We start from the raw sequence: 26,854 nt of genomic DNA, 5'->3' as shown, positions 1-26,854 counted from the left end.
CTTATTTCTGAGAAACATAAATCTATTGAGAACCCGCCCCTACAGATCAACCCGTTGGGGTAGTCGGGGCGGGTTTATTGAACTTATTTCTGAGAAACATAAATCTATTGAGAACCCGCCCCTACAGATCAACCCGTTGGGGTAGTCGGGGCGGGTTTATTGAACTTATTTCTGAGAAACATAAATCTATTGAGAACCCGCCCCTACAGGGTTAACTGATTAACATCGGTTCTCGTTGTTCTTCTAAGTCTTGAAACATCGGAGTGCTGAGATAGCGTTCCCCAAAACTCGGTTGAATCATCACAATCAGTTTACCTTCATTTTCAGGACGTTGAGCAACTTTAATCGCCGCAGCCAAAGCCGCACCTGTGGAAATACCTGATAAAATCCCTTCTTCCCGCGCCAGACGTCGGCCATAACTCATGGCTTCATCATCGGTAATTTGAACAACTTCATCAATTAAATCAACGTTTAACACTTCAGGAATAAAACCCGCCCCAATGCCTTGAATTTTGTGAGGGCCAGGATTTCCTCCCGATAAAATCGGGCTATTTGTCGGTTCAACAGCGATCGCTTTAAACTGAGATTTGTATTGTTTAATCACCTCAGCAACGCCTGTAATTGTTCCTCCAGTACCCACACCTGCCACTAAAATATCAACTCGTCCGTCGGTATCTTCCCAAATTTCTTTAGCCGTCGTTAGGCGGTGAATTTCGGGGTTTGCGGGGTTTCTAAACTGTTGCAGCATATAGGCATTAGGAACCGTGTCCGTCAACTCCTGTGCCTTTTGAATGGCGCCTTTCATCCCTTGAGAACCGGGCGTTAATTCAAGCTCGGCGCCATAGGCCCGTAACATTGAGCGTCGCTCTAAACTCATGGTATCCGGCATGGTTAAAATCAGGCGATATCCCTTCGCTGCTGCCGCCATAGCCAGGGCAATTCCGGTATTTCCAGATGTAGGTTCAACGAGTACCGTATGACCTGGAATAATCAACCCTTCTCGTTCTGCGGCGTTAATCATATTCACGCCAATCCGGTCTTTAACAGAAGCAGCCGGGTTCATCCCCTCCAATTTTACCAGGATTTGAGCGACACAGCCTTCAGATTGGGGAATCGAATTAAGTTGAACGAGGGGAGTTCGACCCACCAATTCAGTGATATTATGAGCAACGCGCATGATTATAACTCCAGGTGCTAAAAGTTAACAGTCTGCACAATCAAAATTCAAAATGTGCAGAAAACAAGGACAGAGGTACGCCGACAAATGACGTACCCTGAGATGTCCCCAGTGAACGGTGATAAACTCAATAGTTACCATTATTCCTCAACCGCTCACTGTTCACTGATAACTGTTAGGATATTGTCCTAAACTGATACTGTGGCGTGAGTGTAACAATTTTTAGGACAAATCCGGGCGCAAGCCTGACAGCCGACGCAATTTTCAGCGTTTTCAATATTCATCACTTTGCGTTCAATTTCATCTTCATCTTCATCAACAACTTCCCCATCTTCGTTAAGGGCAATTAATCCCAAAACATTAAAACCGCAGACTTTGAAGCATCTTCCACAACCCAAACAACTTTCTTGATTCAGCGATTCAACAAATTTGGGTTCCCAAGTTTTACCGCTTTTTTTTACACTGGTTAAGGTAGCCATGATATGTGTTCTCCTACAAAGGTCGTCAGTTAGATCGGTTGAGAGTAAGTGTTCTATTGAATCAAATGAAAATCAATTCTAGGCGCTTGCACCCGCTAAGACTCGATTTTCAATGGGGAAATAAGGAGTCAATGTTTCAATCCAGCGATTTAGACGTTCATCTGTTTTCTCGCTTTCATTGACTTCATCGAGAGGTAATCCGACAAATAAACCATCTCGAATTGCTGTCGAATGTTCAAAGGTATAACCATCAGTTGGAACAGCACCAACAACGGTTGCACCCAACTTGGTAAAGATGTCGTACATCAAGCCTAATGCACCCACAAAGTGCATCCCATGATTGACATAATCTCCGGGGCCAAATAGAGCAATGGTTTTACCCGAAAAATCCGGTTTTTCCAACTCCATTTCAAACAATGGATCGCGCCAATTGTTCTGCACTTCACCCGCTCCCCAAGTGGAACAGCCTAAGAGCAAATAATCATACTCTAGGAAGTCGCTAAATTCGTTGAAATCTTCTTCCATACTGAGCAAATCACAAAGATCTTCGCCCAATTTATCCCGCAATGCGGTGGCGATTTCTTCAGTAACACCGGATGTTGAACCGTAGAAGATGCCAATCTTAGCCATAGTACAATTCTCCTGACCGTGTTGTGTTTTGAACTCAACTTCCCTTGCAGATGCACCTCAGAAAAACGGTGATCAATCTCGATCAAGCGATATTTCATCAACTCCGATTTCTAAGGAAGTTTCCCCATCGGAACTGAAACGGACTTTGCCAATTGCCAACTGCTTCAACAGGCTACCAAACTGCATAACTTTTTCAAGCACAAGCAAATTTGAGTTTAAGTTCGGACATTGAATCGCTAAAGTATTTGTGTTTGCGTGAGAATTAATACTCCACTCACACTGATACAATAGATTCGCGACTGAACCCTTTTCTTCAAGCGGACTGGTGCTATGTTCTCGCAAGTTTGATTGACGAATACAAGCCGCATAAATTTGTTGGCGACAGGCATTTCCCAATTCTTGATGGGCGACTTCAACAGAAGCGGAACTGTCTAAAATCTGGGGTTTGTTGAGATTAATGGTAGAGTGATTCATGGTTTCTTGGTTTCAGGAAATGTCGGGAAAGTTCATAAGGAAAGCTTCAGAACTCAGGAGGATAGAAACAGGGGGAACAGTAGGACAGACAGACGAGGAAATCATTGATGCTTTCACGCTTTTGTTGTTTACCTACTCCCCCTCACTAAAGTCTTGACTCCCTGATGGCTTCCGTAATTCCTAAACCCAAGTTCTTTAGCTTACGCTAACAGGAACAGCGCCGCCAGTGCTGGCTAAAAGCTGATCGTGACGAACACGCAGCACTTCTGGATATTGATTACAGAATTCTTGGAAAGCTGTTATTTCCGGCAGTTTAACGCCTTCTTGATAAGCGGCTTCCGCTTCGAGTTCATCAACCAATTCCCAAGCTTTCAGGCTTTCGGCAGAGGTTGCACCCTGGGCTGCACTAATTTCATTGGCTTGCTCAATTGCCCGTTTTAATTCCCGTTGTAGTAACGGTAATTTTGGGTTTTCGAGAAAATCGCCTTTATAGAGAATGTCGCTATCTGAAATAATGCCAAGCAATTCGCCTTGAATAACGGGCGCAATGCGAATTCCACTATTCGCAAATAGCCGCGCCACATATTCAACACCCAGATCGGGATTAACCACGATACAAGGCTTGGTCATAATTTCATACACACGCATTGCTGCTGGATCTTTACCGTATGCCACCACTTTCGTCACAATGTCCGTTTGGGTGACAATACCGTAAGCATCCTGACCCGTTCGAGTCTCCACAATTAAAGCACGCAACTGTTTGAATTTCATCAGCTTAACCGCTTCAGCTACAGTTGCAGAACCGCGAATTGTGGCGACATCTGTCGTCATAATGTCAGATGCTTTTAACATTACTTCAACTCCTTAAGAACTCAATAAAAAATCAATCAAGATTCACACGAGTTCCCCGCCTTCTTTTGATGACAGCCCCACATCAACCTCTTGTTAATTCGGTGATGGGATTTTTCCCTGATACCCAAAGAATAATCTTCTTTCAGCAGGGATTCTGAAGTCTTAAAACTCTAAGAGTTTTTAATCACTTCAGCAACACTTCAGGCATTTTAAAAAATGACCAAAATGGAGCCTATCATTCGCTCAAATCTTTTCCGGCAATATGCAATAGGAAAAAAACTGATAACGGCTCAGGGTAATTTATGAATTACCCCGACTTTGATTACAGTCGCTTTGCTTCTGTTGTTAACGGCAAATTAAAGGGTTCTTCCAATTTTGGAAACATTAATTCCCAGCCGTTAGCCAGAACAAAAATTTTGCCATCTTCACCGATTTTTTCTTCAACGACTTCTTCTTCTAAATCTTTTTTAGGAACATATACCGATAAATTTCCACTAGCACTTTGACGTAACATTACTTTCATAGTAAAACCTCCTTTGTTGGGTGTTTGCTCATCGGTAAAAATATTCAAGCATGAGATGAAAATCCAAGTTCAATCTACCTGCTAAAACTTAAAACCTACAAAATAGAATTGAAGATTGTGAAGTCAAAACTGTAGAGTATCCACAATCTTCAATCAAAACTTTACTCGGCGGACTCTAATTCTTTTCCCCGACATCCAACTATAACATTTCTATCGAGAAAATGCACGGCATAGATGTAGTAGGCTTGCAAATAAGTTCCGATGCTGACAATATAGCCCTCCTCGCCTTTTTTGGCTAAAGTTTCTCCGAGTTCTTTCCCCGGAAACGTTCCATCATTGCGAATCAGTTTACGAACTCTAACTTTTTGTTCCAGTTCGTATTTGGGTGAATCATTGATTTCCACATCATCAACTCTAACTAATCCCATGAGCTACTCTCCTTTCAGGTACTAGATTTAACAATTCTTCCACAGTCAAACTGCGTTTAAACTTCACAGAAAGATTCCGCACCCCCTCTAAAACCGTGGCGATTTCTTCTTTGCTTAACGTAATGCCATTTTGTTGAAGAACATTTGAGACTAAATGCCGCCCCGAATGTTTTCCCACAACCAAACGACGTTGCCAACCCACCTCTTCAGGGGCAAACGGTTCATAAGTGTTAGGATTTTTTAAGATCCCGTGAGCATGAATCCCCGCCTCGTGAGCAAAGGCATTTTCACCAACAATTGCTTTCCAAGGCGGCACCGAACAGCCAGAAGCCTGAGCCACCAAGTCCGACAACTCCCGCAACCGACGAGTATTGATGCCCAAATTCACGTTATACATTTGCTTGAGCGCCATCACCACTTCTTCAAGAGCAGCATTTCCAGCCCGTTCCCCCAAACCGTTAACGGTAGTATTCACCGAAGTTGCACCCGCTTGTAAACCCGCTAACGCATTCGCTGTGGCTAACCCAAAATCATTGTGCGTGTGCATCTCCACCGGAATTGAGAGGTGTTGCACCAAATGGGCGACTTTTTGACTCGTCTTCATGGGGTCAAGAATACCCACCGTATCGCAAAAGCGAAAACGACTCCCGCCCCATTCTTCAACAGACAAAGCCACATCCAGCAAGAAAGATTCATCGGCTCTGGAGGAATCCTCACCCCCAACCGCCACATACAACCCCTGGTCAACCGCAAATTGCACCGCTTCTCGCAGACGCCGTAACACCCCCTGCACATCTCCCTGAAATTTAGCTGCAATCTGAATCTCAGAAACCGGAATCGAAATGTGAACCCGTTTCAGACCACAGGCGATAGACGCTTCAATGTCAGAGCGTACCGCCCGGTTCCAGCCAATCAGTGAAGTCCGCAGGTCAAGATGGGTAATCGCGGAAATAGCACGAGCTTCTTCACTTCCCATTGCTGGGATACCGACCTCTAACTCATGGACACCAATCGCATCCATGAAAGACGCAAGGGCAATTTTTTCATCGACCGTGAAAGCGACTCCAGCCGCTTGCTCACCATCGCGTAAGGTCGTATCGTTGATTTGAATTTCATTCATGGCTAGACTTCCCCACAATTGAGAAACAGATTTGGCATAATACACGCTAAGTTGCAACAAACAACCCGCAGCTTTTACAATCAGTCCCCTGAAATTTGGCAGTGCATTTCAGATTTGATTTGACTATGCTCCTAAAATAAGGGAGGATTGATTCAGGGATTAAGGATTCGGAATTGAGGATGGACAGTCAGCGCGAATCTGTATGTTGTAGGCTTAGTGTTTAGTGGAAGCCTCGTTGTCTGTTTATTTCCGAGTTGCCTTGTCCCTTTCTTGCTGTCTGTTCATGAGAAATCAAACTGAGGCTTGTTTTTGAGCCAATCGAAAATCTTTTGAAGCTGGCTAAGAGAGATAAATCCATATTGCCAAAGCAGCATCGGTAGTGGGTCGCTTGCCTGTTTTCTGCGTTGGATGACAACCGTTAATTCGGCGTGAGAAACAGCCAGTTCATCCTGCAAAAAGCGGCAGAATTCCGTAAAATGTAAATTGTGTTCCATGACAGCACTTCCGTTGAGGTTCGTGATAGGGTTTTGGGAAATGAGGAAAGGATTAATCATCAAACTGATCAAGTCTTGAGGAAACTTTTCTCAAATTCGTTTCCTTCCCTTCCCGCTTAATCACGCAGACTCAGTTCATGCCAAAACAAAGCTATCTGAAGGTTTAAAAGGATCAAGATCAAACTTGACTTTTTTTGCAGTGAAGGTACACCCAAGTTGTGTAGATGTTCCCTTATATGATGAATCGCTTCTTGAACTTTTTCCCCTCATCGGTTAAACTCCTGATCTAGAGAAGAAAATTCGGCTGTACCTTCAAACTTCAGATAGAGATTTTGATTGAGAAGATCAAAACCTAGAAGATGAACAACAGAGATCTTCAATCCAAAGCATAAGGGAAACGCCTGGGTTTCTTTCTAAACCACCGAATTGGGGGTGATTGATCTCTTTACTCCAAACTTGAAAAATATCCTTGATCATGCTAGTCCTTGCTTGTGAACTTGTTAGCCTGCCTTCCAAATCGAAACCCTTGAGGATTAAGGGTATGTAAATTGAACAAAAGTCTTGAACTTTAACGGTTGGGAATTGCTGCGACAGCTTGCTATAACTGTAGTTCGTGCAGCTCTAAATTCATACTTTCTAGAGGTTGAAAAGCTGAGTTTAGAGGAATACAAGATTAGTTTCACTAAAGAAGTAAACGGTGTCTCATTGAAAAAGAGGGAAAACTGAATCCTCTTTTTCAACTTTAGACATTAGCGTTCTAACTCTCCGTGAAACTCGTAACTTTCTACTCCTTGGGGAGAAATGTCCGTTTCCCAACAGCGTTCTAACCAATCAACTAACTCCAAACGAGAAGCCGTAAACTGTTGAATGGCGCTTCGTAATAGAATGGCGTGATTTCCGTGATGAATTTCTACCCACAGTCGTCCATCTTCAGGACACCAACAGGGAATCATTAACTCTTGTAGGCGATGGTAGACGATCCAGCGATCGCCCTGCAAAACGTCAACCGGACTAATGACAGCACTTGAAGGAGATAGTTTAAACATGGTGCGAAGCTCCGCAGAGAAAGTTCAGGACGATCAAGCCAATCATTGAGAATCACGGGTGTTAGTTGCGAACACTAACTTCGTAGTTGCGAATTTCTTGAACTTGTTGTTCCAATTGCTCAATGCGATCGAGTAATGTCCGTATTAGCTTGGCTTCCACATCGGGAAGCTTGCCATGTTCCAACGGACAACAATCTCGACCCGAACGAGAAATCACGCGGCCAGGGATACCGACCACAGTGCAGTCATCCGGGACACTATTGAGAACAATGGAACCCGCACCCACCCGCACATGATGACCAATGGTGATATTGCCTAAAACTTTAGCTCCAGCTCCCACCACGACGTTATTTCCTAAAGTCGGATGGCGTTTACCACTTTCTTTTCCGGTGCCTCCAAGGGTTGCATTTTGATAGATTAAACAATAATCACCGATGATTGCTGTCTCACCGATTACAACTCCCATGCCGTGATCGATAAACACCCCTTTTCCAATGGTTGCACCCGGATGAATTTCAATTCCCGTGAAAAACCGTCCCAAATGAGACAAAAATCGAGGAAAAAAGGGAAGACGACGATTGTACATCCAGTGAGCCACCCGATGTACTGCTAAAGCGTGTAAACCGGGATAGCAGCAGAGTACCTCTAACCAGTTGCGAGCCGCCGGATCTCGCTCAAAAACAATCTGGAAATCATTCCAGAGTGCTTTTAACCCCGAAGCTCGAGTCGCTGAAGTAGAAGAGTGTAAATCTTTGACTTCAGAGCCTGGAGAGGTTGTCGGGAGGCAATCCACAGGACTTGATGAAGCCGTCTGTGGATCGTCTGTCTCCCTGATTCGACCTTCTCCGGAGGACACAGGTACGCCACCTGTGGGCGTACTTTTGTGAGCTGTCCGTAGTGTGATGGGCTGTAGCATCAGATTCCGTGAGTCAATTAGAACAGGTGTCGTTTCTACTGCTTATACCAAGTGGCTCACTCTCTGCCAGTATGCACCAAGCCAGTTAGATTTATTTGATTAGTTAAAGATGTACTCAACTGACTTGAACCCTGATTCTATAGAACTTAACAGCCTCTCAAAAAATTTTTTTGGGGAGGGGAGCTGGTATTTTTACAGAGGGGTTAAGGTATTTATGGGTAGGGGAATGAGTATTTCCAGCCTCATACTCAAGTATATGCCTAATCGGTGTTTGAAGGGAATTTTGAGGGCAAGTTTTTAGCCGATCAAAGCTGAACTCAAAAATCCTCGGGGTAACTCAGGTCATAACCTTTGATAGTTCTAGCTTTCAAGCTTTTTGAACTCGAAAATTTTGAGGGCATAGACACGTATATCAAACCCCCCTATATAAAAATGTTAACTTAGATACAGAATTGAATTCCGTGACAGCACTGGGGGAGCTTGAGAGGCTGACTCCAGTTTTTTTTAGGGGTATGAGTACAAAATAAACAGGGGTCTATTTAAAGGAAATAATAGGCTCAAGACCTTATGAATAAAACAATAGAGGGTGAGTACACAAATACAGCTCACTCTGGTTAAAAAGACTAGAACCCAACCTAAAAAATACTAAAACCTTACCCCAAAACAAATATTCAACCCAGATTCTATAAAGCTTTGAAAGGGTGAGTACATCCTTAACTAATCCAATAAACCTGAACCGGATGCCAAATTCAAGGGGCGTCTGAAGGTGGATGGTATAAAGTTGCTAACGCTGAAAAACGAGTACAACCTAATTCACAGTTAAGAATTTGGAATTGCCGAAAGCGCGGGATGAGTCCGGAAGCTTAAAGTGAGGAGAATCAGGGAAAGAAACTAAACGAGGAAACAATAGCCAACTCAAAAGCTAATTGTACGCTGAGTATAGAGATTAATCTTTCTAGTTTCTCGTTCCCTCATATCCTTCTGAGCTAAGGAAGGAGTGGCTTATCCTCCATCATGCAAGCATGAGGAATTCCAAAGAAACGGATATCGAATACGGAAAAAACTCTTCGGAGTAGATCGAGGCTAGTTTTTAGCCGATTCTCGATGCTCACTCACAACGACCGACTAAGGTTGTTTTCCGATTTTTCCGTTCCTTTTGATTGATCTCAAAGTCCTTCTCACTATTTACGGAATTCAATGTTACATCCTAAAGGCACTCTGACACTCGAAACTCAGACCGCTACACCGTCTCCGGTTTCCGACAAAAAATCAGGAAACTGTGGCTGTGATTCTTCTACTCAGAAGAAAATCACAGACGAGAAACTCCTAGAGCGTATTGAGAAACACCCCTGTTACAGCGAACAAGCCCATCATCACTATGCCCGGATGCACGTTGCTGTTGCACCCGCTTGTAACATTCAGTGCAACTACTGCAACCGCAAATATGACTGTGCAAACGAAAGCCGCCCCGGAGTTGTCAGTGAACTCCTCACCCCAGAAGAAGCGGCGCACAAAGTCTTAGTGGTTGCTGGTAAAATTCCTCAAATGACGGTTTTGGGCATTGCTGGCCCCGGAGATCCCTTAGCCAACCCCGAAAAAACCTTCCGCACCTTTGAATTAATTGCAGACAAAGCACCTGATATTAAATTGTGCTTGTCTACCAACGGCTTGATGTTACCCGATTACATCGATCGCATCAAAGCCTTAAATATCGATCACGTCACCATCACCATCAACATGGTAGACCCCGAGATCGGTGAAAAGATTTATCCTTGGGTTCACTATGGTCGTCGTCGCTATCGCGGCATTGAAGGAGTCAGAATCCTTCACGAACGTCAGATGGAAGGATTAGACGCCCTCAGAGAAGCAGATATCCTCTGCAAAGTGAACTCGGTAATGATTCCGGGAGTCAACGACGAACACTTACAAGAAGTTCATGAAGTGGTTCGGTCAAAAGGCGCATTCCTCCACAACATTATGCCCCTGATTTCCGCTCCCGAACACGGTACTCACTACGGTTTAACCGGACAACGGGGACCGACTCCCAAAGAATTAAAAAATCTGCAAGATAACTGTGCAGATGGTCTGAAGTTGATGCGTCACTGTCGTCAATGTCGTGCAGATGCCGTTGGACTCTTGGGAGAAGATCGCAGCCAAGAATTTACTAAAGATAAATTCATGGATATGCCCCAGGAATACAATTTTGAACAACGTCAGGAAGTTCACGCCGGAATTGAGACATTCCGTGAACAACTTGAAGCCGCCAAGCAACAACAAGAGGCGAAAAAGCAACCCGCCAAAAATCAACCCAAGATTTTGGTTGCGATCGCCACAAAAGGCAGTGGGTTGGTTAACCAACACTTCGGCCATGCCAAAGAATTCCAAATCTATGAAGTCGATGGCATCGAAGCGCGTTTTGTCGGACACCGAAAAATTGATCATTTCTGTCAAGGTGGATACGGCGAAGACGCAACGCTAGAGAATATCATCAAAACTATCTCCGACTGCCAAGGTGTACTGGTTTCTAAGATTGGAGATTGTCCCAAAAAAGAATTGCAGACCGCCGGAATTGAAGTCTTTGAAGCTTACGACACTATCGATAAAGTCGCTCTAGACTTCTACGAGCAGTACATCCAAAAGACTGAAGCTGGAAATAACTGATCATTGGGGGCGAGAGCAGTTATTTCAGAAAATAGACTCAACACCTCTGTTTTCTCTCTCCACCCCCAACCCAGCACGCCAAATCTGAATCCAAAGTGCAACGAGTTATCAGGAGTCGAGTTATGGCTTACACCACTGATCGATCAACGGATCTCACATCCAGTCACAACCGACGTGACAGACTCCAACTGATACCGACCCACCCATGACAACTGATAACGGCACTTGGAACGGCTATATACGGGTGAGTTGAGTCTGAGTGAATCAATCGAAACGTTTTGATTTCGTCAAAACTCACCCCGATCAAACTACGGAGAGGGCTATGAAAGACTGTATTTATCTTGACAATAACGCCACAACGCAAGTCGATCAAGCGGTCATTGAGGCAATGTTACCTTACCTGACCACCTACTTCGGAAATCCCTCCAGTATGCACACCTTCGGGGGACAGGTCGGACAAGCGGTGAAACAAGCCAGACTTCAAATTGCTTCCCTTTTGGGGGCTGAAGATTCTGAAATTGTTTTTACCAGTTGTGGCACCGAAGGAGATAATGCAGCCATTCGCGCCGCACTTTCCGCTCAACCCAACAAACGGCACATCATCACCACTGTTGTTGAGCATCCGGCAGTCCTGAACTTGTGCAAGCGGTTAGAGAAAGAAGGCTACACGGTCACTTATCTATCCGTTGATGATCAAGGCTTGATTGACTTACACGAACTCGAAGCTGCCCTCACAGGCAATACCGCTTTGGTGAGTGTGATGTATGCCAACAACGAAACCGGCGTGATTTTCCCGATTGAGCAAATTGGACAGCTTGCCAAAGAATATGGGGCGATCTTCCATGTTGATGCCGTGCAAGCGGTGGGCAAAATCCCCCTCAACATGAAAACCAGCACGATTGATATGTTGGCGCTGTCGGGTCACAAAATCCATGCCCCTAAAGGCATTGGAGCGCTCTATGTTCGTCGAGGTGTCAGATTCCGTCCCTTTATGATTGGCGGACACCAAGAACGGGGTCGTCGTGGCGGTACTGAAAATGTTCCGGGGATTGTGGCTCTCGGCAAAGCGGCTGAACTGGCTCAACAGCATCTTGCTCATGTTGACCAAGAACAATGCCTGCGCGATCGCTTAGAAAAAGGCATCCTCAGCCGGATTCCGAATACTGTGGTGAATGGTCATCCGACAAAACGCTTACCGAATACCACCAATATTGGCTTCAAGTATATCGAGGGAGAAGCGATACTCTTATCACTGAACCAGTTTGGCATCTGTGCCTCCTCCGGTTCGGCTTGTACTTCGGGTTCTCTAGAACCATCTCACGTTTTGCGAGCCTTGGGACTCCCTTATAGTGTCCTCCATGGATCAATTCGTTTTTCTCTGTCTCGCTACACTACTGAAGCTGAAATTGATCGGGTGTTAGAGGTAATGCCACAAGTCGTTGATCGTCTGCGAGCGATGTCTCCGTTCAATAGTGATGATGCCGATTGGTTGAAAGAGCAAGAAAAAGCTGTAATGGCTCATTAAACAGTGACCAGTGATCAGTGACCAGTGACCAGTGACCAGTGATAACTGATTACTGTAAAAACTTCTCACTGCATAACTGATAACTGATTACTGTAAAAACTTCTCACTGCATAACTGATAACTGATTACTGTACAAGAGGTTGCCATGTGGGACTACACCGAAAAAGTAATGGAATATTTCCAAAATCCCCGCAATCAGGGAACCATTACTGATACTCAAGAAGGCGAAAAGGTTGTTACTGGAGAAGTGGGTAGTATCGCCTGTGGGGATGCTCTCCGTCTTCACCTCAAAATTGACGAAGCAACACAAACAATTACCGATGCCCGATTTCAAACGTTTGGTTGTGCTAGTGCGATCGCTTCTTCTGAAGCTTTAACTGAATTACTCATCGGTAAAAAAGTTGAAGAAGCGATGCAGCTTACCAACCGCCAAATTGCTGATTATTTGGGTGGATTACCGGAAGAAAAAATGCACTGTTCTGTGATGGGACAGGAAGCATTAGAAGCGGCGATTCATACCTACAAAGGGATTCCGATTGAAACCCACGAAGAAGACGACGGTCGCTTAGTTTGTTCTTGTTTTGGAATTAGTGAACCCCGCATTCGCCGGATTATTCTAGAGAATAATCTTGATACAGCCGAACAAGTGACTAATTATGTGAAAGCTGGCGGCGGCTGTGGTTCTTGTCTGGCCGATATTGATGATATTTTGATTGAAGTTTCTGAAGCAAGAATTTCGGGGATGTCATCAAGTCCTGTTTATCAAACAGCCTCAGCTACAGCGACCTTAACTGCACCGAAAGTTCTCACAAACCTGCAAAAAATTACGCTGATTCAGCAGGTGTTAACCGAACAAATCCAACCTATCTTAGCAAAAGATGGCGGCAATGTAGAACTGTTTGATGTAGAAGGCGATATCGTCAAAGTAATTCTGCAAGGGGCTTGTAGTAGTTGTGCAAGCAGTACAGAAACCCTGAAGATTGCGATTGAAGGCACATTACGTCAACTGGTTTCACCCAACATCATTGTGCAATCGGTTTGATTCAATTTACCCCGAGAAGTTTGAAGTTGAAGAAATTTAACTTTAACTTAAGACTTCCGCAAACAATCTAAATTCTAATTATCTACCCATGTTCATCCTTTCTAATGATAAAAGGCGAGAGCGATCGCCGCCCGAAGCGTCGCTTTCTCAGCCAGGGGTTAGAGAATAAAGTCAAGGCTTAGTTCGAGGGAACAAGTAGGGACATCCCGACCGAGAAGTTTATATAAATTAATAAACTTCTATGCTTTTCCTCAACAAGAACCTGTGACTCAGACTTCCACCCCGAATCGGTAATAACCGATTACTCAACTCAAGCTACACGCGCACTTAAAAAGTGCATCTCTTCTTCAAGATTTTAGTTACATTTGCAACAGAAACACAAGATTTAGCTAGAGTAAAATCCGAATAGGATCAACACCTAAACCTTGAATCCTTTCTGAAGCATTCAGTTCTAAAGTCTAACTGTCAAAACGAAATCAATCTGGCTGAAATTTTGAATCTAAAGATCTGCTTAATCTCAGATTAAGAGTTCATAGATTATAGAATTTCCAAGTGAATTCGTTTTCGTTCCTATCAAACTTAAGTCGAGTTAAAGCGAGAAACACACCATGCGACAAATTGCATTTTACGGTAAAGGCGGTATCGGTAAATCCACCACTTCTCAGAACACCCTGGCTGGAATGGCGCAAAACGGCAATCGCATCATGATTGTTGGTTGTGACCCGAAAGCTGACTCCACTCGTTTGATCCTCAACTGTAAAGCTCAGGTTACAGTTCTGCACTTAGCAGCAGAACGCGGTTCAGTTGAAGATATAGAACTCGAAGATGTACTGCTCGAAGGATTTGAAGGCATCAAATGCGTAGAATCTGGTGGTCCTGAGCCTGGAGTTGGATGTGCAGGTCGTGGAATTATCACCTCCATCAACTTCCTCGAAGAAGCAGGAGCTTACGAAGATCTAGATTTCGTATCCTACGACGTACTAGGTGACGTTGTTTGCGGTGGTTTCGCCATGCCTATCCGTGAAGGAAAAGCGCAAGAAATCTACATCGTAACTTCAGGGGAAATGATGGCGATGTATGCCGCTAACAACATCGCTCGAGGCGTTTTAAAATACGCTCATACAGGTGGAGTTCGCTTAGGTGGCTTAATCTGTAACAGCCGTAACGTTAACCGTGAAGTTAACCTGATCGAAGAATTAGCAGAACGGTTAAACACTCAAATGATTCACTTCGTTCCTCGCTCCAAGCAGGTACAAGAAGCTGAATTACGTCGGATGACCGTTATTCAATACTCCCCCGATCACGAACAAGCTGCGGAATATCGCACCTTGGCTAAGAAGATCGAAGAAAACACCAAACTGACCATCCCGACACCGATTGACAACGACACACTCGAAGAACTGTTAATCAACTACGGTCTGCTGGGTTCTGAAGAAGAGTACGAGAAAGTACGAGAAGCTGACGCTAAAGAGCAAGAACTCCTCAAAGCAACCAACGTCAAGAAAGCCTAGTCAAATCGTCAACCGTTAACCGTTAACAATCGTATGAAAACTTGTTAACGGTTAACCCCCCACGCAACGCCATGAGCGCGGCTTCACTAATCGCTAATCACCAACAACAGAGGAACACCATGTCAACTGTAGAGGACAACAAACAGTTAATTCAGGACGTTCTAGAAGCTTATCCAGAGAAAGCCAAGAAACAACGGGCCAAGCATCTTAACGTCCATGAAGAAGGCAAAGCCGACTGTGGAGTAAAATCCAACGTCAAATCACTTCCCGGTGTAATGACCGCTCGAGGTTGTGCTTATGCAGGATCGAAAGGGGTAGTTTGGGGTCCGATCAAGGACATGGTACACATCTCTCATGGTCCTGTCGGTTGCGGTTATTATTCCTGGTCAGGTCGTCGCAACTACTACATCGGTACCACAGGAGTTGACACCTTCGGTACCATGAACTTCACCTCCGACTTCCAAGAGCGCGACATCGTATTCGGTGGAGACAAAAAACTCGCCAAAATTATCGAAGAAATCGAAGAACTGTTCCCCCTCAATGGTGGTATCAGTATTCAGTCAGAATGTCCGGTTGGTCTAATCGGAGACGACATCGAAAGCGTTGCTCGTGAAGCGACCAAAAAAACAGGTAAAACCATTGCACCTGTTCGTTGTGAAGGCTTCCGGGGTGTTTCCCAGTCTTTAGGACACCACATCGCCAACGACATCATTCGGGACTGGGTATTCCCCCAAGCCGACAAAGAAAACGTAGAATTTGAAGCCACTGACTATGATGTAGCCATCATCGGAGACTACAACATCGGTGGAGACGCTTGGGCTAGCCGTATCCTCCTCGAAGAAATGGGATTGCGGATTGTTGCTCAGTGGTCTGGAGATGGTACGCTCCATGAGATGAAGATGACTCCCAAAGTCAAAATGAACCTCATCCACTGCTATCGGTCGATGAACTACATCAGCCGCCACATGGAAGAAAAGTATGGTATTCCCTGGTTAGAATACAACTTCTTCGGCCCCACCAAAATTGCTGAATCTCTCCGGGCGATCGCAGCCAACTTCGATGACAATATCAAAGAAGGTGCAGAGCGCGTCATCGCTAAATACCAAAAGCAAGCTGACGATGTAATCGCTAAATATCGTCCGAAGCTCGAAGGTCAAAAAGTGATGCTGATGGTCGGTGGTTTACGCCCCCGCCACGTTGTTCCCGCTTTCGTAGACTTAGGCATGGAAATCGTCGGTACAGGCTATGAATTCGCTCACAACGACGACTACAAACGTACCACCCACTACGTCAAAGATGCAACGGTAATCTATGACGATGTAACGGGATATGAGTTCGAGAAATTTGCAGAAGGACTCAAGCCGGATTTAGTTGCAGCAGGCGTTAAAGAGAAGTACGTCTTCCAAAAAATGGGCTTACCTTTCCGTCAAATGCACTCTTGGGATTACTCTGGTCCCTACCACGGTTATGACGGGTTCGCAATCTTTGCCCGTGACATGGACTTAGCACTGAACAGTCCGACCTGGGGCTTAATCGGCGCTCCCTGGAAAAAAACAGTTAAGAGTTAACAGTAACCAGTGACCAGCGCGAACTCGCGGCCCGGCGGTTTCCGCCGAGAGCGAAGTTCGTAAGAGAGTGAACAGTAACCAGTAACCAGTGAATATTGATAAGTGAAAACGCGCACGTCTGAAAACTCTGGTCACTGGTCACTGCATAACTGAAAACTGTAAAAGCTGGTCACTGCATAACTGAAAACTGATCGCTACAAAACTGGTCACTGGTCACTGATCACTGATCACTGTAATCGAGTAATCCCAACGAACGGAGAGTAACATCATGTCTCAGAACGTCGAGAATATTAAAGATCACGTAGAGTTATTTCGCCAGCCTGAATACCAAGAGCTTTTTGCCAACAAGCGGGAAGTTGAAGGAATGCCCGCTTCTGAGGAAGTTGATAAAGTTGCAGAATGGACGAAATCCTGGGAATACCGCGAAAAGAACTTTGCTCGTGAAGCGCTGACTATCAACCCCGCAAAAGCTTGTCAACCTTTAGGTGCGATTTTAGCGGCCGTTGGTTTTGAAAATACACTGCCTTTCGTTCATGGTTCTCAAGGTTGTGTGGCTTACTTCCGTACTCACTTCACTCGTCACTTCAAAGAACCCTTCAGTGCGGTTTCGAGTTCGATGACCGAAGATGCAGCCGTTTTCGGTGGTCTGAAGAACATGATTGATGGGCTACAAAACTCCTATGCCCTCTACAAACCGAAAATGATTGCTGTCTGCACCACCTGTATGGCAGAGGTAATCGGAGATGACTTAGGTGCCTTCATCGGAAACGCTAAAGCAGCAAACGCCATCCCTGAAGATTTACCCGTTCCTGCTGCCCATACGCCCAGCTTTGTCGGTTCTCACGTCACCGGTTATGACAATATGCTCAAGAGCATTCTGTCAGATCTAACCGAAGGCAAAAAGAAAGAAACCACCAACGGCAAAATCAACTTCATTCCTGGCTTTGAAACCTACATGGGCAACCTGCGGGAACTGAAGCACATCATCTCTGCGATGGGAATTGATGCAACGATTTTAGCCGACAACGAACTCTATTTGGATTCTCCGAATACAGGTGAATTCAAGATGTACCAAGGTGGTACAACTCTAGAAGATGCGGCTGACGCCATCAATGGTGAATTTACCTTCGCTCTACAAGCTTATCCCACCGTTCAAACTCGCAAATATATCGAGAAGAAATGGAAGCAAGGCACAGCCGTTGCTCGTCCTTGGGGCGTTCGCGGAACTGATGAGTTCTTGATGAAGTTGTCTGAAGTTAGCGGAAAACCGATTCCTGAAGAACTCGAATTCGAGCGCGGTCGTGCAGTTGACGCTATGACAGATTCTCAAGCTTGGGTTCATGGTAAGCGCGCTGCTATCTATGGTGATCCCGATTTAGTCATGGGAATGTTGCAGTTCATGCTGGAAATGGGGATTGAACCTGTTCATGTTCTGGTAACAAACACCACCAACGAATTTGAAGAAGAAGCGAAAGCACTGCTTGCTTCTAGTCCTCATGGTCAACAAGCGACCATTTGGGGCGGCAAAGACCTCTGGCATTTACGCTCACTGCTGTTTACTGAACCCGTTGATTTCTTCATTGGAAATTCCTACGGTAAATACCTGTGGCGCGATACCAAGATTCCTTTAGTTCGTATTGGTTATCCGATCTTTGATCGTCATCACCTGCACCGCTATTCAACAATTGGTTACTCGGGTGCGATCAACCTGCTGAACTGGATTGTCAATACAATCTTTGAAGACTTAGATCGCAGCACCAGCATCGTAGCGAAAACCGACATCTCCTTCGACTTGGTTCGTTAATCGCTCACTAGGTTAGCCCGCCAAAAAGCGGGCTTCCTACACAGTGAACAGTAATCAGTAAACAGTAATCAGTAAACAGTGACCAGTGAATAGAAAATATTGATAACTGATAACTGTTAATTGATAACTGAAAACACTGATCACTGATAACCGTAAACTGATTACTGTAAAAGAGGTTGCTATGGCAATCACTCATACCCACCAAGCTAATACTTATTCTACCCCTTCATCTCCCGCCAAACCTAAACTTGACCTTTTGGCTCCCTTACGCCGTTGGGTAGACCTGATCGAAGTCAAAAACGCCAACTACGCTCACATCATCTGCCGACTGATTCCTTGTGATTGTCCATTTGACCGTGATATTGCTCTATTCGGACGCAAGCTGTTTCATATTCCACCCTTATGTGAATTGAATCCTCTCTATAACGAGTTTGTCGGTTTGCGTTTCCGGGCTTTGAGTTACCTAGCCGATGAATGCGGTGAAGATATCTCCCAATACATTTGTTAATGGGTTTAACAGCGTAAAACTGATAACTGTAGACGATACATCCCTGCTATGAAACTCACCCGAGGCAAAATCACAGAACTGGTTAACGAGCCAGGTTGCGAACATAATCATTCTCACGCCGGACAACCCAACAAGAAAGCCTGTAAACAACAAGCTCAACCTGGAGCAGCTCAAGGGGGTTGTGCCTTTGACGGAGCCTCTATTGCGCTTGTACCGATTACTGATGCAGCTCACCTAGTTCATGGCCCTATTGCTTGTTCGGGAAATTCCTGGGGAAGTCGGGGCAGTCTTTCATCGGGTCCCGTGACCTACAAAACTGGGTTTACGACTGATTTAACAGAAAACGATATCATTTTTGGCGGTGAAAAGCGACTCTATCAAGCGATCGCTCAAATCGTTAAACATCATCAACCCGCAGCCGTTTTCGTCTATTCGACTTGCGTGACAGCTCTGATAGGAGATGATCTTGATGCCGTTTGTGAAGCCGCCGCTCAAAAATTCGGTACACCCGTGATTCCTGTTCATGCGGCGGGTTTCGTAGGGAGCAAAAACTTAGGGAATCGACTGGCAGGAGAAGCTTTACTTGACCATGTAGTGGGTACGGCTGAACCTGAGTATACCACACCTTACGATATTAATCTCATCGGTGAGTATAATATCGCCGGGGAAATGTGGAATGTGATTCCGTTGTTGGAAAAAGTCGGCATTCGGGTGTTATCAAAAATCACCGGAGATGCTCGTTATCAAGAAATCTGCTACGCCCACCGTGCCAAGTTGAATGTGATGATCTGCTCGAAAGCGTTGATCAATATGGCGCGGAAGATGGAGGAAAAATACGGCATTCCTTTCATCGAAGAGTCTTTCTACGGCATTGACGATATGAATCGTTGTCTGCGAAATATTGCCGAGAAGTTTGGCGATCCAGCCTTGAAACAACGGGTAGAAAAACTAATTGCTTCGGAAAATGCAGCCCTTGACCAAAAGCTTGCGCCCTATCGAAGCAGACTCAAAGGTAAACGGGTTGTGTTGTATACCGGAGGGGTTAAGAGTTGGTCGATTATTTCGGCAGCGAAGGATTTAGGGATTGAGGTGGTTGCCACTAGCACAAAGAAAAGCACCGAAGAAGATAAGGCTCGCATTAAGCAATTGTTGGGTAAAGATGGAATCACGATTGAAAAAGGCAGTCCGCAAGAATTGCTGAAAGTGATTGAGCAAACGGGAGCGGATTTGTTAATTGCTGGAGGTCGTAACCAATATACGGCATTGAAGGCTCGTGTTCCTTTCCTTGATATTAACCAAGAACGCCATCATGCTTATGCGGGTTACGAGGGGATGATTGAGATGGCTAAAGAACTTGAAGAAGCACTTTACTCCCCGATTTGGGAACAACTTCGGACTCCCGCACCTTGGGAAACTGGGAAGGGTGAACAGTCACCAGTGACCAGTGACCAGTTAACAGTGACCAGCGCGAACTTGCGGCCCGGCGGTTTCCGGCAGAAGCACAGTTCGCAATCTTAGTGACCAGTTAACAGTGACCAGTTAGAAGTTAAAGAGTTCACAAGTTCAAGAGTTCACAAGGTCTGCGCTGCGCCTAGCTTATTCCCTGTTCCTCGTTCCCTGGTAGAAGATATGACAACTATTACTCAACCGAAAAAAGCGGCGGCTGTTAACCCTTTAAAATTGAGTCCTCCTCTGGGTGCGTCTCTGGCATTTCTGGGGTTGAAGGGAATGATTCCTCTATTTCACGGTTCTCAGGGTTGTACAGCGTTTGCCAAAGTGATTTTAGTGCGTCACTTCCGAGAAGCGATTCCTCTGTCTACGACGGCTATGACGGAAGTTAGTAGCATCTTGGGCGGAGAGGAAAATATAACGACTGCGATCTTAACTTTGGTTGAGAAGGCAAAGCCCGATGTGATCGGTCTGTTGACGACAGGCTTAACGGAAACCCGGGGGGATGATATGCAACGCATCCTCAAGGATTTCCGCATCCAGCACCCAGAGTTAGATTGGTTGCCGATTATTTCGGTTTCGACTCCCGATTATAAAGGGGCAATGCAAGATGGTTATGCGGCTACCGTTGAGGAGATTGTCACCACTTATTACGGGGCTTTCGTTGAATCCGAGGATATTATACCAAACTTGTCGAGCGAAGTCAAGCCAAGGGTAACAATTTTAGCGGGTTCGCTCCTGGGGCCGGGTGACGTTGAAGAAGTGAAGGCTATTGTTGAAGCCTTTGGGTTAACGCCTGTGATGATCCCCGATTTGTCGGGATCGATGGATGGGCATCTCGATGATGGGTTCAACAGTGTAACCACTGGAGGAACGTCGTTAGATGATTTGCGCCGTCTGGGGGAATCAACGTTTACTTTAGCGATCGGCGAAAGTATGCGGAAGTCGGCGGACGCTTTGAAGCAAAAGTTCGGGACGAATTACGAAGTGTTTCCGCGCTTAAGCGGTTTGCAGGCGATGGATCGGTTTTTGTTGCGTCTGTCGAAGATTGTTCACTCCCGCCAAGATGCTCATTTTGTTCAGCCCTATGAGGTGCCGGAGAAGTTCAATCGTCAACGACGTCAGTTGCAGGATGCGATGTTAGATACGCATTTCTATTTTGGTCGCAAGCGCATTTCATTGGCAATGGAACCGGATTTGCTGTATCAAACCAGTTGGTTGCTACATGAAATGGGCGCTGAAATTCAAGCGGCTGTGACGACAACTAAATCTCCGTTACTGGAAAATTTACCAATTGAATCGGTGACGATAGGCGATTTAGAAGACTTTGAAAATTTAGCAGTTGGATCAGACTTGTTGATTACAAACTCTCACGGGAGAGCCATTGCTGAACGACTCAAGATTCCTCTTTATCGTATGGGTTATCCAATTTTTGATCGTTTTGGAAATGGTCAAAGATGCTTAATTGGTTATCGCGGAACGATTCAGTTTCTGATGGATTTAGGTAATCTTTTTATCGAGGCTGAAGAATCCTAAAATCAAAATTAAAAGTGGAAAATCCCCGCTTTTAATTCGATAAAATCAAAAGGAATAGCCCCGATATGTATTGACTTAATAGAGTCTATATTCTCGCCAATGTTTCTGACAAGAGTTGCGAATCATTCACCTCCTACACTGCATCGTAAGACCTAGAACTATGATTCATCTTGAAGCCATTTCCCACTCCAATTCTTCTCTGTTCAATCCTTCTTTTGTCAGAGAGATCGTTAAACAAGTTCGTGTTCAAGATACGACAGTTGCTGATCAAGATTTATCCGATGAATTGTTGCTAAAATCTTTAATAGGCTATTCGACTTTAGGGGCGGATAACGATATCCCAAGCCTACAAAAGATTTCAGCTTTTTATCGGGCTGTAGCTTCTCGTCTTGAGCAAGAAACGGGTCAAAGGGTTGAGATCTTTATCAATCTCGGTCAAGATGATATCGGTTGGATTCTGGTCTTTTGCGGTCGCCTCTTGGTGATTTCTCAGTTCTTGCGAGATACCGATAGCTTTCGTTTTGAATCAGTGGAACATCTCACCTACGAAGGTGAAAGGGTTATCCAAAATGCTTTAGAACGAGCTAGAGAATATTTTGACTTTCCAGCCCGAGGGCTGTCTGTTCCCTTAAAAAGAGCAAGCTAAAGGAGGTATGAAATGAAAGTTGCTTTCGCAACCTGCGATCAAGTTCACATCAATTCTCATTTTGGATCGGCACAAAAAATTGATGTTTACGAAGTTTCAAAAGAGGGTTATAATTTTTCAAATACCCTGGAATTTGATGATAATCTAAAAGAAGATGGGAATGAAGATAAGCTAGTTCCCAAAATCGAGGCACTATCCGACTGCACTCTAGTTTATGTTTCAGCGATTGGAGGCAGTGCGGCGGCGCGTTTAATTCGCAAAAAAATAACGCCCGTGAAAGCCCAATCGGATGAAGAGGAAATTACGGCAATTCTGGATAAGTTAGTCAAAACTCTCAATGGCAATCCGCCGCCGTGGTTGCGGAAAGTCATCCAGCAAGAAGAAGAAAAATTCTCTTACGCTGGTCTTGAGGAAGAAGACGAATAAATCCCTTCATCCGGGTCTTCTATCTTGCTAAAAGTTTGTACTGACGTGTTGATGCCACGTCTTTACAAAATAGACATTCAATTTGGATGTCTTTGCTCCGAGCCTAATATAGTAATGACGAACAAACCAACTATGAGTTCAACACAAACTGCTACCCGCGAATCCAGTACCAATATTGTTGAATCCAATCCATTGTTACAGGCGCTAGTCCAACAAATTCGCGCTCAAGATCACTACGGTGTTTATCGCAGTTGGTCAGATGAGTTAGTTCTCTCTCCTTTTATTGTCACCAAAGACAAAAAACGCTCTATTTCGCTTGAGGGAGAAGTCGATCCCGCCACCCAACTTCGGATTCTGTGTTTTTATAGAGCTGTAGCGGCTTGCGTCGAAACAGAAACCGGAAAACTTTGCCAAGTGGTGATTGATTTAAGTCACGAAGGGTTTGGTTGGGCATTAGTTTGGACAGGTCGCCTGATTGTGATTAACCGCACGCTGCGGGACGCTCAACGTTTTGGTTTTGATTCCTTGGAAAAATTAGCAGCCCAAGGTGAAAAACTGGTTCAATCCGGTATCGAGAGCATTGAAAAGTTTGCGGATGCTGCTAAAGCTTAAATGTTCTCACAGAGAAAAGGAAATCATTTTCTTTTTCTGACTGCTAAGTGACTGGATGATTAGGAGTTGATGGAATGACTCACACGACTGAAATTCCAACGAGCGAAGCTGTTGAGGAACTGAAAACCAAAATCAAACGCCTCAATAGCCAAGCAGGTCAAATGAAAATGGATCTGCATGATCTCGCAGAAGGTTTACCTACCGATTTTGAAAAGCTGCAAGAAGAAGCAGCTAAAACTTACGAAGTGTTTCGTGAGTTATCTGATCTCAAAAAACAACTCAAAACCTGGGAGGCTCAACTCAAATGACGACTACAACTTCTAGCCCCAAAAGCTTTGCCGACTTCAAAAAACTCGTCGATGCCGAAGAATTTTTTATCTTCTTTGAGTTGCCCTACGATCAAACTTTTGTCAACGTCAATCGTCTTCATATTTTAAAACAGTTCTCTCTGTTAATTGAAGAAATTGACAGCGCCTTTCCTGATCTGAGCGAAGCAGAAAAACTAGACAAATACAAGCTCGCTCTAGAGGAAGCCTATGAAGTCTTTAAGACGTCTAGCCCGCTCGAAACCAAACTCTTTAAAGTCTTCAAAGACGCACCCAAAAACGTTGTATTAACCAAAGACATCGGTACTGAATCATAATCATCATGGGCGGATTAGAACTGACACCAACAGAACTCGAACGTTATCGCCGACAAATGCAACTTCCCGGTTTCGGAGAAGCTGGACAAGCCAAACTGAAAGCCTCAACTGCTCTAATTTCAGGCGTGGGTGGATTGGGGGGAACCGTCGCACTTTACCTCGCAGTCGCTGGGATTGGCAAATTAATCCTAGTCCGGGGAGGAGACTTGCGCCTCGATGACATGAACCGTCAAATCTTGATGACTCATGATTGGGTCGGTCAACCGAGGGTGCTAAAGGCGAAGGAAACCCTATCTCAAATCAATCCTGATGTCGAAATTGAGGCGATTCCGGAATTCATTACGTCGGATAACGTCGATGGGTTGGTTCAACGCTCTGATCTGGCTCTAAGTTGCGCTCACAACTTTGATGAACGGGATTTACTCAACGCTGCTTGTGTGTTGTGGGATAAACCCATGATTGAAGCAGCGATGAGTGGAATGGAGGCTTACCTCACGACCATTATCCCTCGTCAAACCCCCTGTCTATCGTGCATCTTTCCTGAAAAACCCCAGTGGGATCGGTGGGGATTTGGGGTTTTGGGTGCGGTTTCAGGAACCCTGGCTTGTCTAACCGCGCTGGAAGCTGTCAAGTTGATTACAGGGTTAGGAGAAACTCTAAACGGGCAACTTCTAACGATGGATTTAGGGAACGCTAAATTTACGAAACTTCGCGCTTACCATGATCCTAACTGTCAGATTTGTGGTCAAGGCAAATCTGATCAAGCGGGATCGGCTAGTGAGCTTTTGTACCCTTCATTGGAGAGGCTAGCCTGCTAACCACGCGCAAACTTCCTCTTCTCACCCTTCAGGAGACTAAGATGAGTGTTATTTTGACAGAAAAAGCTGCTTTTAGGCTTCGGACTTTTGTACGAGGCAGTGCAGGTGGCACTGAGGCTCAAAAAGGTGTTCGTCTGGCTGTGGTTGATGGCGGTTGCAATGGTTATGAATATTCAATCGATATTACCAGCAATCCCAAGCCAGATGATCTGACGTTCGAGCAGGACAAAGTAAGTATCTATGTCGATCCGAAAAGTGCGCCGCTTTTGGATGGGATTGTGATTGACTTTGTTGAAAGTTTGACGCAAAGCGGGTTTGTCTTCAAAAACCCCAATGCAACTGAAACCTGTGGCTGTGGTAAATCCTTTGCCGCAGGTGACTGTACCCCTTCTGCTACACCTTGTAGCTAAGGTTCAAAGTCTGATGTTTTGAGCGTATTGAACGCTAAAAAACCCAAAACCTCTCGACCAACTTTTGGAGAATATTATTATGACTGCAACCTACAAAGTTCGCCTGATCAAAGGCAGCAAGAAAAAGCCCCCAGAAAAGGATGTAACGATTGAAGTTCCAGAAGATGTTTATATCCTAGAAGCGGCTGAAGAACAACTAGAAGACTTTGATTTACCCTCTTCTTGTCGTTCTGGTGCTTGCTCTAGTTGTTTAGGTCGCATTGAAGAAGGAGAAGTTGATCAAGAAGATCAAAGCTTCCTCGATGACGAACAATTAGAAAAGAAATGGGTTTTGCTTTGTGTTGCTTATCCTCGCTCTGATTGCACGATTAGAACCCATCAAGAAGCTTATCTCGGCTAATTTTTAAACGGATAGGGTGTGGAAAAACGGATAATTAAGGGTGACTCATAACGGGTTCCCATCCGTTTTTCCTGATCAACATTCGTTTCTCACCAAATGAGCGACTACAAGATTTAAAACCTGTTGAAAGTTGTAGTCTTAACAACTTACTGAAACTTTCAGCAATTATCTATTATCTGAATCTCGTTCAGATTAAGTCCAAAATGAAGTTCAAGTTAAGTAAACTCCGCTCTCACTTCACCCTAGAATGTCGATTCAGCTTCAACTTCTCTGAAATCACATGAAGGCTTAATGAACTAGGGTAATAGTCAGCCGAGTGAAGGAGATCGGATCTTGTAATCAGAAGGTTAGGGCTAATGGAAATTCGGTGGAAAAAGTTCTTCATCAAAACTGGCATTTGGCTAGCAACCGAAGTTTGGCTAAATGTCTTAGGCCTTGATAACTTGGCTAATTATAGTGAGTTTCTCGTTGATCAAGAGTTAGAAAAAGAACTCGATCTCAAAAATCATCGCACGATCAAAATTTCTAATTTTCCCCCTCAATATTGCAAAGAAATCAAAGAATTTTGTCCGATTACTACGGTCAAAGAGCTGAATGAGACTTCTAAATATGAGGATTTTCAGCATCGATTTAATACATTTGAAAACAAATGTAAGAAGCTGAAAAATCCTTGTACGAAGGTTTGGTGTTTACCCTATGTAAGACCAAGTTGGCTTACCTATCAACGTCTATGATGATTAGTCGTGACTATCTCGTTCAAGAGTTTGTTCATCTTGTCGAGAATTACTATCCTGAAGCCGGAAAGGTTTTAGACTGGTGTTATGTCAAAGTCCTTGAATGCTATCTTGAACGCTCAGGCAAACAATTCTACTATCTCGGGATTTATTATCCTCAAGAAAGAAGACGAGAATTGCTTGCCCAACAAGAAGCATTCAAGGATATTGCTGAAAATATGGGGTTAATTGAGGTCGTTTGTATTAATTCAACACGTCTCATTCGTGACCCCATGTCAAAACTTAAAAAAGATAATCCTCGATTTTGGTTAGAGTTGTATTGGATTTCAACCCAAGACCATTTTTTGACTAACTAATCTTTTGTTCTTAGTTAGGTTATCTCTCGTGATTATCTTTTATCTGTGTTTGTCTATTGCTGTCGT

The 26,854-nt window shown here is 44.6% G+C and carries 30 protein-coding genes; 19 read left to right on the top strand and 11 right to left on the bottom strand.

All coding sequences use genetic code 11. The features are described 5' to 3' along the window. Nucleotides 1–211 precede the first annotated feature (211 nt). From cysK to cysE, 11 genes are all read right to left on the bottom strand, one after another. Nucleotides 212–1,177, bottom strand: a complete 966-nt coding sequence (gene cysK / locus VB836_RS00785; protein WP_323217567.1) for a cysteine synthase A — start codon at nucleotides 1,175–1,177, stop codon at nucleotides 212–214. Nucleotides 1,178–1,365: 188 nt separating this feature from the next. Beyond that, nucleotides 1,366–1,656 carry a ferredoxin III, nif-specific gene (gene fdxB, locus VB836_RS00780; protein WP_046280717.1) on the bottom strand — a complete coding sequence of 97 codons (291 nt, stop codon included), beginning with the start codon at nucleotides 1,654–1,656 and terminating at the stop codon, nucleotides 1,366–1,368. Nucleotides 1,657–1,734: 78 nt separating this feature from the next. Further along, nucleotides 1,735–2,286, bottom strand: coding sequence for a flavodoxin (locus VB836_RS00775; RefSeq protein ID WP_046280718.1), 552 nt, complete (start codon nucleotides 2,284–2,286; stop codon nucleotides 1,735–1,737). Between the two features lie 72 nt (nucleotides 2,287–2,358). Beyond that, entirely contained in the window at nucleotides 2,359–2,760 is a 402-nt protein-coding gene (locus VB836_RS00770; protein ID WP_323217566.1) for a hypothetical protein, read from the bottom strand. A 195-nt stretch (nucleotides 2,761–2,955) separates the two neighbouring features. Further along, the gene (locus tag VB836_RS00765; RefSeq protein ID WP_323217565.1) at nucleotides 2,956–3,612 is read right to left on the bottom strand and encodes a CBS domain-containing protein; all 657 of its coding nucleotides are present in this window, start codon (nucleotides 3,610–3,612) and stop codon (nucleotides 2,956–2,958) included. Between the two features lie 322 nt (nucleotides 3,613–3,934). Beyond that, nucleotides 3,935–4,135 (bottom strand): putative nitrogen fixation protein NifT, encoded by a 201-nt coding sequence (gene nifT, locus VB836_RS00760; protein ID WP_046280725.1) that lies wholly within the window; start codon nucleotides 4,133–4,135, stop codon nucleotides 3,935–3,937. A gap of 161 nt (nucleotides 4,136–4,296) precedes the next feature. Next, the gene (locus tag VB836_RS00755) at nucleotides 4,297–4,563 is read right to left on the bottom strand and encodes a nitrogen fixation protein NifZ (RefSeq protein WP_046280720.1); all 267 of its coding nucleotides are present in this window, start codon (nucleotides 4,561–4,563) and stop codon (nucleotides 4,297–4,299) included. Then, on the bottom strand, nucleotides 4,550–5,683 hold the full coding sequence (gene nifV / locus VB836_RS00750; protein ID WP_323217564.1) for a homocitrate synthase: 1,134 nt from the start codon (nucleotides 5,681–5,683) through the stop codon (nucleotides 4,550–4,552). The genes VB836_RS00755 and nifV overlap by 14 nt, the downstream gene beginning before the upstream one ends. Nucleotides 5,684–5,964: 281 nt before the next feature. After that, complete coding sequence (locus VB836_RS00745; protein WP_046280727.1) at nucleotides 5,965–6,177, bottom strand: DUF2949 domain-containing protein; 213 nt, start codon at nucleotides 6,175–6,177, stop codon at nucleotides 5,965–5,967. 749 nt (nucleotides 6,178–6,926) lie between these two features. Next, the gene (locus VB836_RS00740) at nucleotides 6,927–7,223 is read right to left on the bottom strand and encodes an Asr1405/Asl0597 family protein (protein WP_046280721.1); all 297 of its coding nucleotides are present in this window, start codon (nucleotides 7,221–7,223) and stop codon (nucleotides 6,927–6,929) included. A 61-nt stretch (nucleotides 7,224–7,284) separates the two neighbouring features. Further along, nucleotides 7,285–7,908, bottom strand: coding sequence for a serine O-acetyltransferase (gene cysE, locus VB836_RS00735; protein ID WP_235440955.1), 624 nt, complete (start codon nucleotides 7,906–7,908; stop codon nucleotides 7,285–7,287). A gap of 1,428 nt (nucleotides 7,909–9,336) precedes the next feature. Here cysE and nifB point away from each other — a divergent pair. From nifB to VB836_RS00640, 19 genes are all read left to right on the top strand, one after another. Beyond that, nucleotides 9,337–10,800, top strand: coding sequence for a nitrogenase cofactor biosynthesis protein NifB (nifB, locus tag VB836_RS00730; protein WP_323217563.1), 1,464 nt, complete (start codon nucleotides 9,337–9,339; stop codon nucleotides 10,798–10,800). Between the two features lie 322 nt (nucleotides 10,801–11,122). Beyond that, on the top strand, nucleotides 11,123–12,325 hold the full coding sequence (gene nifS, locus VB836_RS00725; RefSeq protein WP_323217562.1) for a cysteine desulfurase NifS: 1,203 nt from the start codon (nucleotides 11,123–11,125) through the stop codon (nucleotides 12,323–12,325). 145 nt (nucleotides 12,326–12,470) lie between these two features. Beyond that, a complete protein-coding gene (nifU, locus tag VB836_RS00720; RefSeq protein WP_046276697.1) occupies nucleotides 12,471–13,367 on the top strand; it encodes a Fe-S cluster assembly protein NifU in 897 nt (298 codons plus the stop codon). A gap of 608 nt (nucleotides 13,368–13,975) precedes the next feature. Further along, nucleotides 13,976–14,878 carry a nitrogenase iron protein gene (nifH, locus tag VB836_RS00715; RefSeq protein ID WP_323217561.1) on the top strand — a complete coding sequence of 301 codons (903 nt, stop codon included), beginning with the start codon at nucleotides 13,976–13,978 and terminating at the stop codon, nucleotides 14,876–14,878. A gap of 119 nt (nucleotides 14,879–14,997) precedes the next feature. Further along, nucleotides 14,998–16,446, top strand: a complete 1,449-nt coding sequence (gene nifD / locus VB836_RS00710; RefSeq protein WP_323217560.1) for a nitrogenase molybdenum-iron protein alpha chain — start codon at nucleotides 14,998–15,000, stop codon at nucleotides 16,444–16,446. Between the two features lie 268 nt (nucleotides 16,447–16,714). Beyond that, nucleotides 16,715–18,250 (top strand): nitrogenase molybdenum-iron protein subunit beta, encoded by a 1,536-nt coding sequence (gene nifK, locus VB836_RS00705; RefSeq protein ID WP_323217559.1) that lies wholly within the window; start codon nucleotides 16,715–16,717, stop codon nucleotides 18,248–18,250. Nucleotides 18,251–18,431: 181 nt separating this feature from the next. After that, nucleotides 18,432–18,758, top strand: coding sequence for a Mo-dependent nitrogenase C-terminal domain-containing protein (locus VB836_RS00700; protein WP_046276700.1), 327 nt, complete (start codon nucleotides 18,432–18,434; stop codon nucleotides 18,756–18,758). Nucleotides 18,759–18,806: 48 nt separating this feature from the next. Beyond that, the gene (gene nifE / locus VB836_RS00695; RefSeq protein WP_323217557.1) at nucleotides 18,807–20,276 is read left to right on the top strand and encodes a nitrogenase iron-molybdenum cofactor biosynthesis protein NifE; all 1,470 of its coding nucleotides are present in this window, start codon (nucleotides 18,807–18,809) and stop codon (nucleotides 20,274–20,276) included. Nucleotides 20,277–20,387: 111 nt separating this feature from the next. Next, nucleotides 20,388–21,743 carry a nitrogenase iron-molybdenum cofactor biosynthesis protein NifN gene (nifN, locus tag VB836_RS00690; RefSeq protein WP_323217556.1) on the top strand — a complete coding sequence of 452 codons (1,356 nt, stop codon included), beginning with the start codon at nucleotides 20,388–20,390 and terminating at the stop codon, nucleotides 21,741–21,743. A gap of 160 nt (nucleotides 21,744–21,903) precedes the next feature. Beyond that, the gene (locus tag VB836_RS00685) at nucleotides 21,904–22,389 is read left to right on the top strand and encodes a DUF269 domain-containing protein (protein WP_323217555.1); all 486 of its coding nucleotides are present in this window, start codon (nucleotides 21,904–21,906) and stop codon (nucleotides 22,387–22,389) included. A 12-nt stretch (nucleotides 22,390–22,401) separates the two neighbouring features. Further along, nucleotides 22,402–22,815, top strand: a complete 414-nt coding sequence (gene nifX, locus VB836_RS00680; protein WP_323217554.1) for a nitrogen fixation protein NifX — start codon at nucleotides 22,402–22,404, stop codon at nucleotides 22,813–22,815. A gap of 132 nt (nucleotides 22,816–22,947) precedes the next feature. Further along, on the top strand, nucleotides 22,948–23,427 hold the full coding sequence (locus VB836_RS00675) for a NifX-associated nitrogen fixation protein (RefSeq protein WP_082172436.1): 480 nt from the start codon (nucleotides 22,948–22,950) through the stop codon (nucleotides 23,425–23,427). A gap of 74 nt (nucleotides 23,428–23,501) precedes the next feature. After that, a complete protein-coding gene (locus tag VB836_RS00670) occupies nucleotides 23,502–23,735 on the top strand; it encodes a CCE_0567 family metalloprotein (RefSeq protein WP_323217553.1) in 234 nt (77 codons plus the stop codon). Next, nucleotides 23,732–24,070 carry a nitrogenase-stabilizing/protective protein NifW gene (nifW, locus tag VB836_RS00665; protein WP_323217552.1) on the top strand — a complete coding sequence of 113 codons (339 nt, stop codon included), beginning with the start codon at nucleotides 23,732–23,734 and terminating at the stop codon, nucleotides 24,068–24,070. Before VB836_RS00670 ends, nifW begins: the two co-directional genes overlap by 4 nt. A 5-nt stretch (nucleotides 24,071–24,075) precedes the next feature. Next, entirely contained in the window at nucleotides 24,076–24,888 is an 813-nt protein-coding gene (locus VB836_RS00660; RefSeq protein WP_323217551.1) for a HesA/MoeB/ThiF family protein, read from the top strand. 41 nt (nucleotides 24,889–24,929) lie between these two features. Beyond that, the gene (locus tag VB836_RS00655; RefSeq protein ID WP_046276708.1) at nucleotides 24,930–25,298 is read left to right on the top strand and encodes a HesB/IscA family protein; all 369 of its coding nucleotides are present in this window, start codon (nucleotides 24,930–24,932) and stop codon (nucleotides 25,296–25,298) included. Between the two features lie 79 nt (nucleotides 25,299–25,377). Beyond that, entirely contained in the window at nucleotides 25,378–25,698 is a 321-nt protein-coding gene (locus tag VB836_RS00650) for a 2Fe-2S iron-sulfur cluster-binding protein (RefSeq protein ID WP_323217550.1), read from the top strand. Between the two features lie 356 nt (nucleotides 25,699–26,054). After that, complete coding sequence (locus tag VB836_RS00645; RefSeq protein WP_323217549.1) at nucleotides 26,055–26,432, top strand: hypothetical protein; 378 nt, start codon at nucleotides 26,055–26,057, stop codon at nucleotides 26,430–26,432. After that, nucleotides 26,429–26,788 carry a hypothetical protein gene (locus VB836_RS00640; protein WP_082172435.1) on the top strand — a complete coding sequence of 120 codons (360 nt, stop codon included), beginning with the start codon at nucleotides 26,429–26,431 and terminating at the stop codon, nucleotides 26,786–26,788. The genes VB836_RS00645 and VB836_RS00640 overlap by 4 nt, the downstream gene beginning before the upstream one ends. The last annotated feature ends 66 nt before the right edge of the window (nucleotides 26,789–26,854 follow it).

The sequence above is a fragment of the Limnoraphis robusta BA-68 BA1 genome (genome assembly GCF_034932365.1).
Lineage (GTDB): Bacteria > Cyanobacteriota > Cyanobacteriia > Cyanobacteriales > Microcoleaceae > Capilliphycus > Capilliphycus robustus.
Note: the sequence above shows the minus strand (reverse complement) of the source record. Positions and strands in the feature narration are given on the sequence as shown.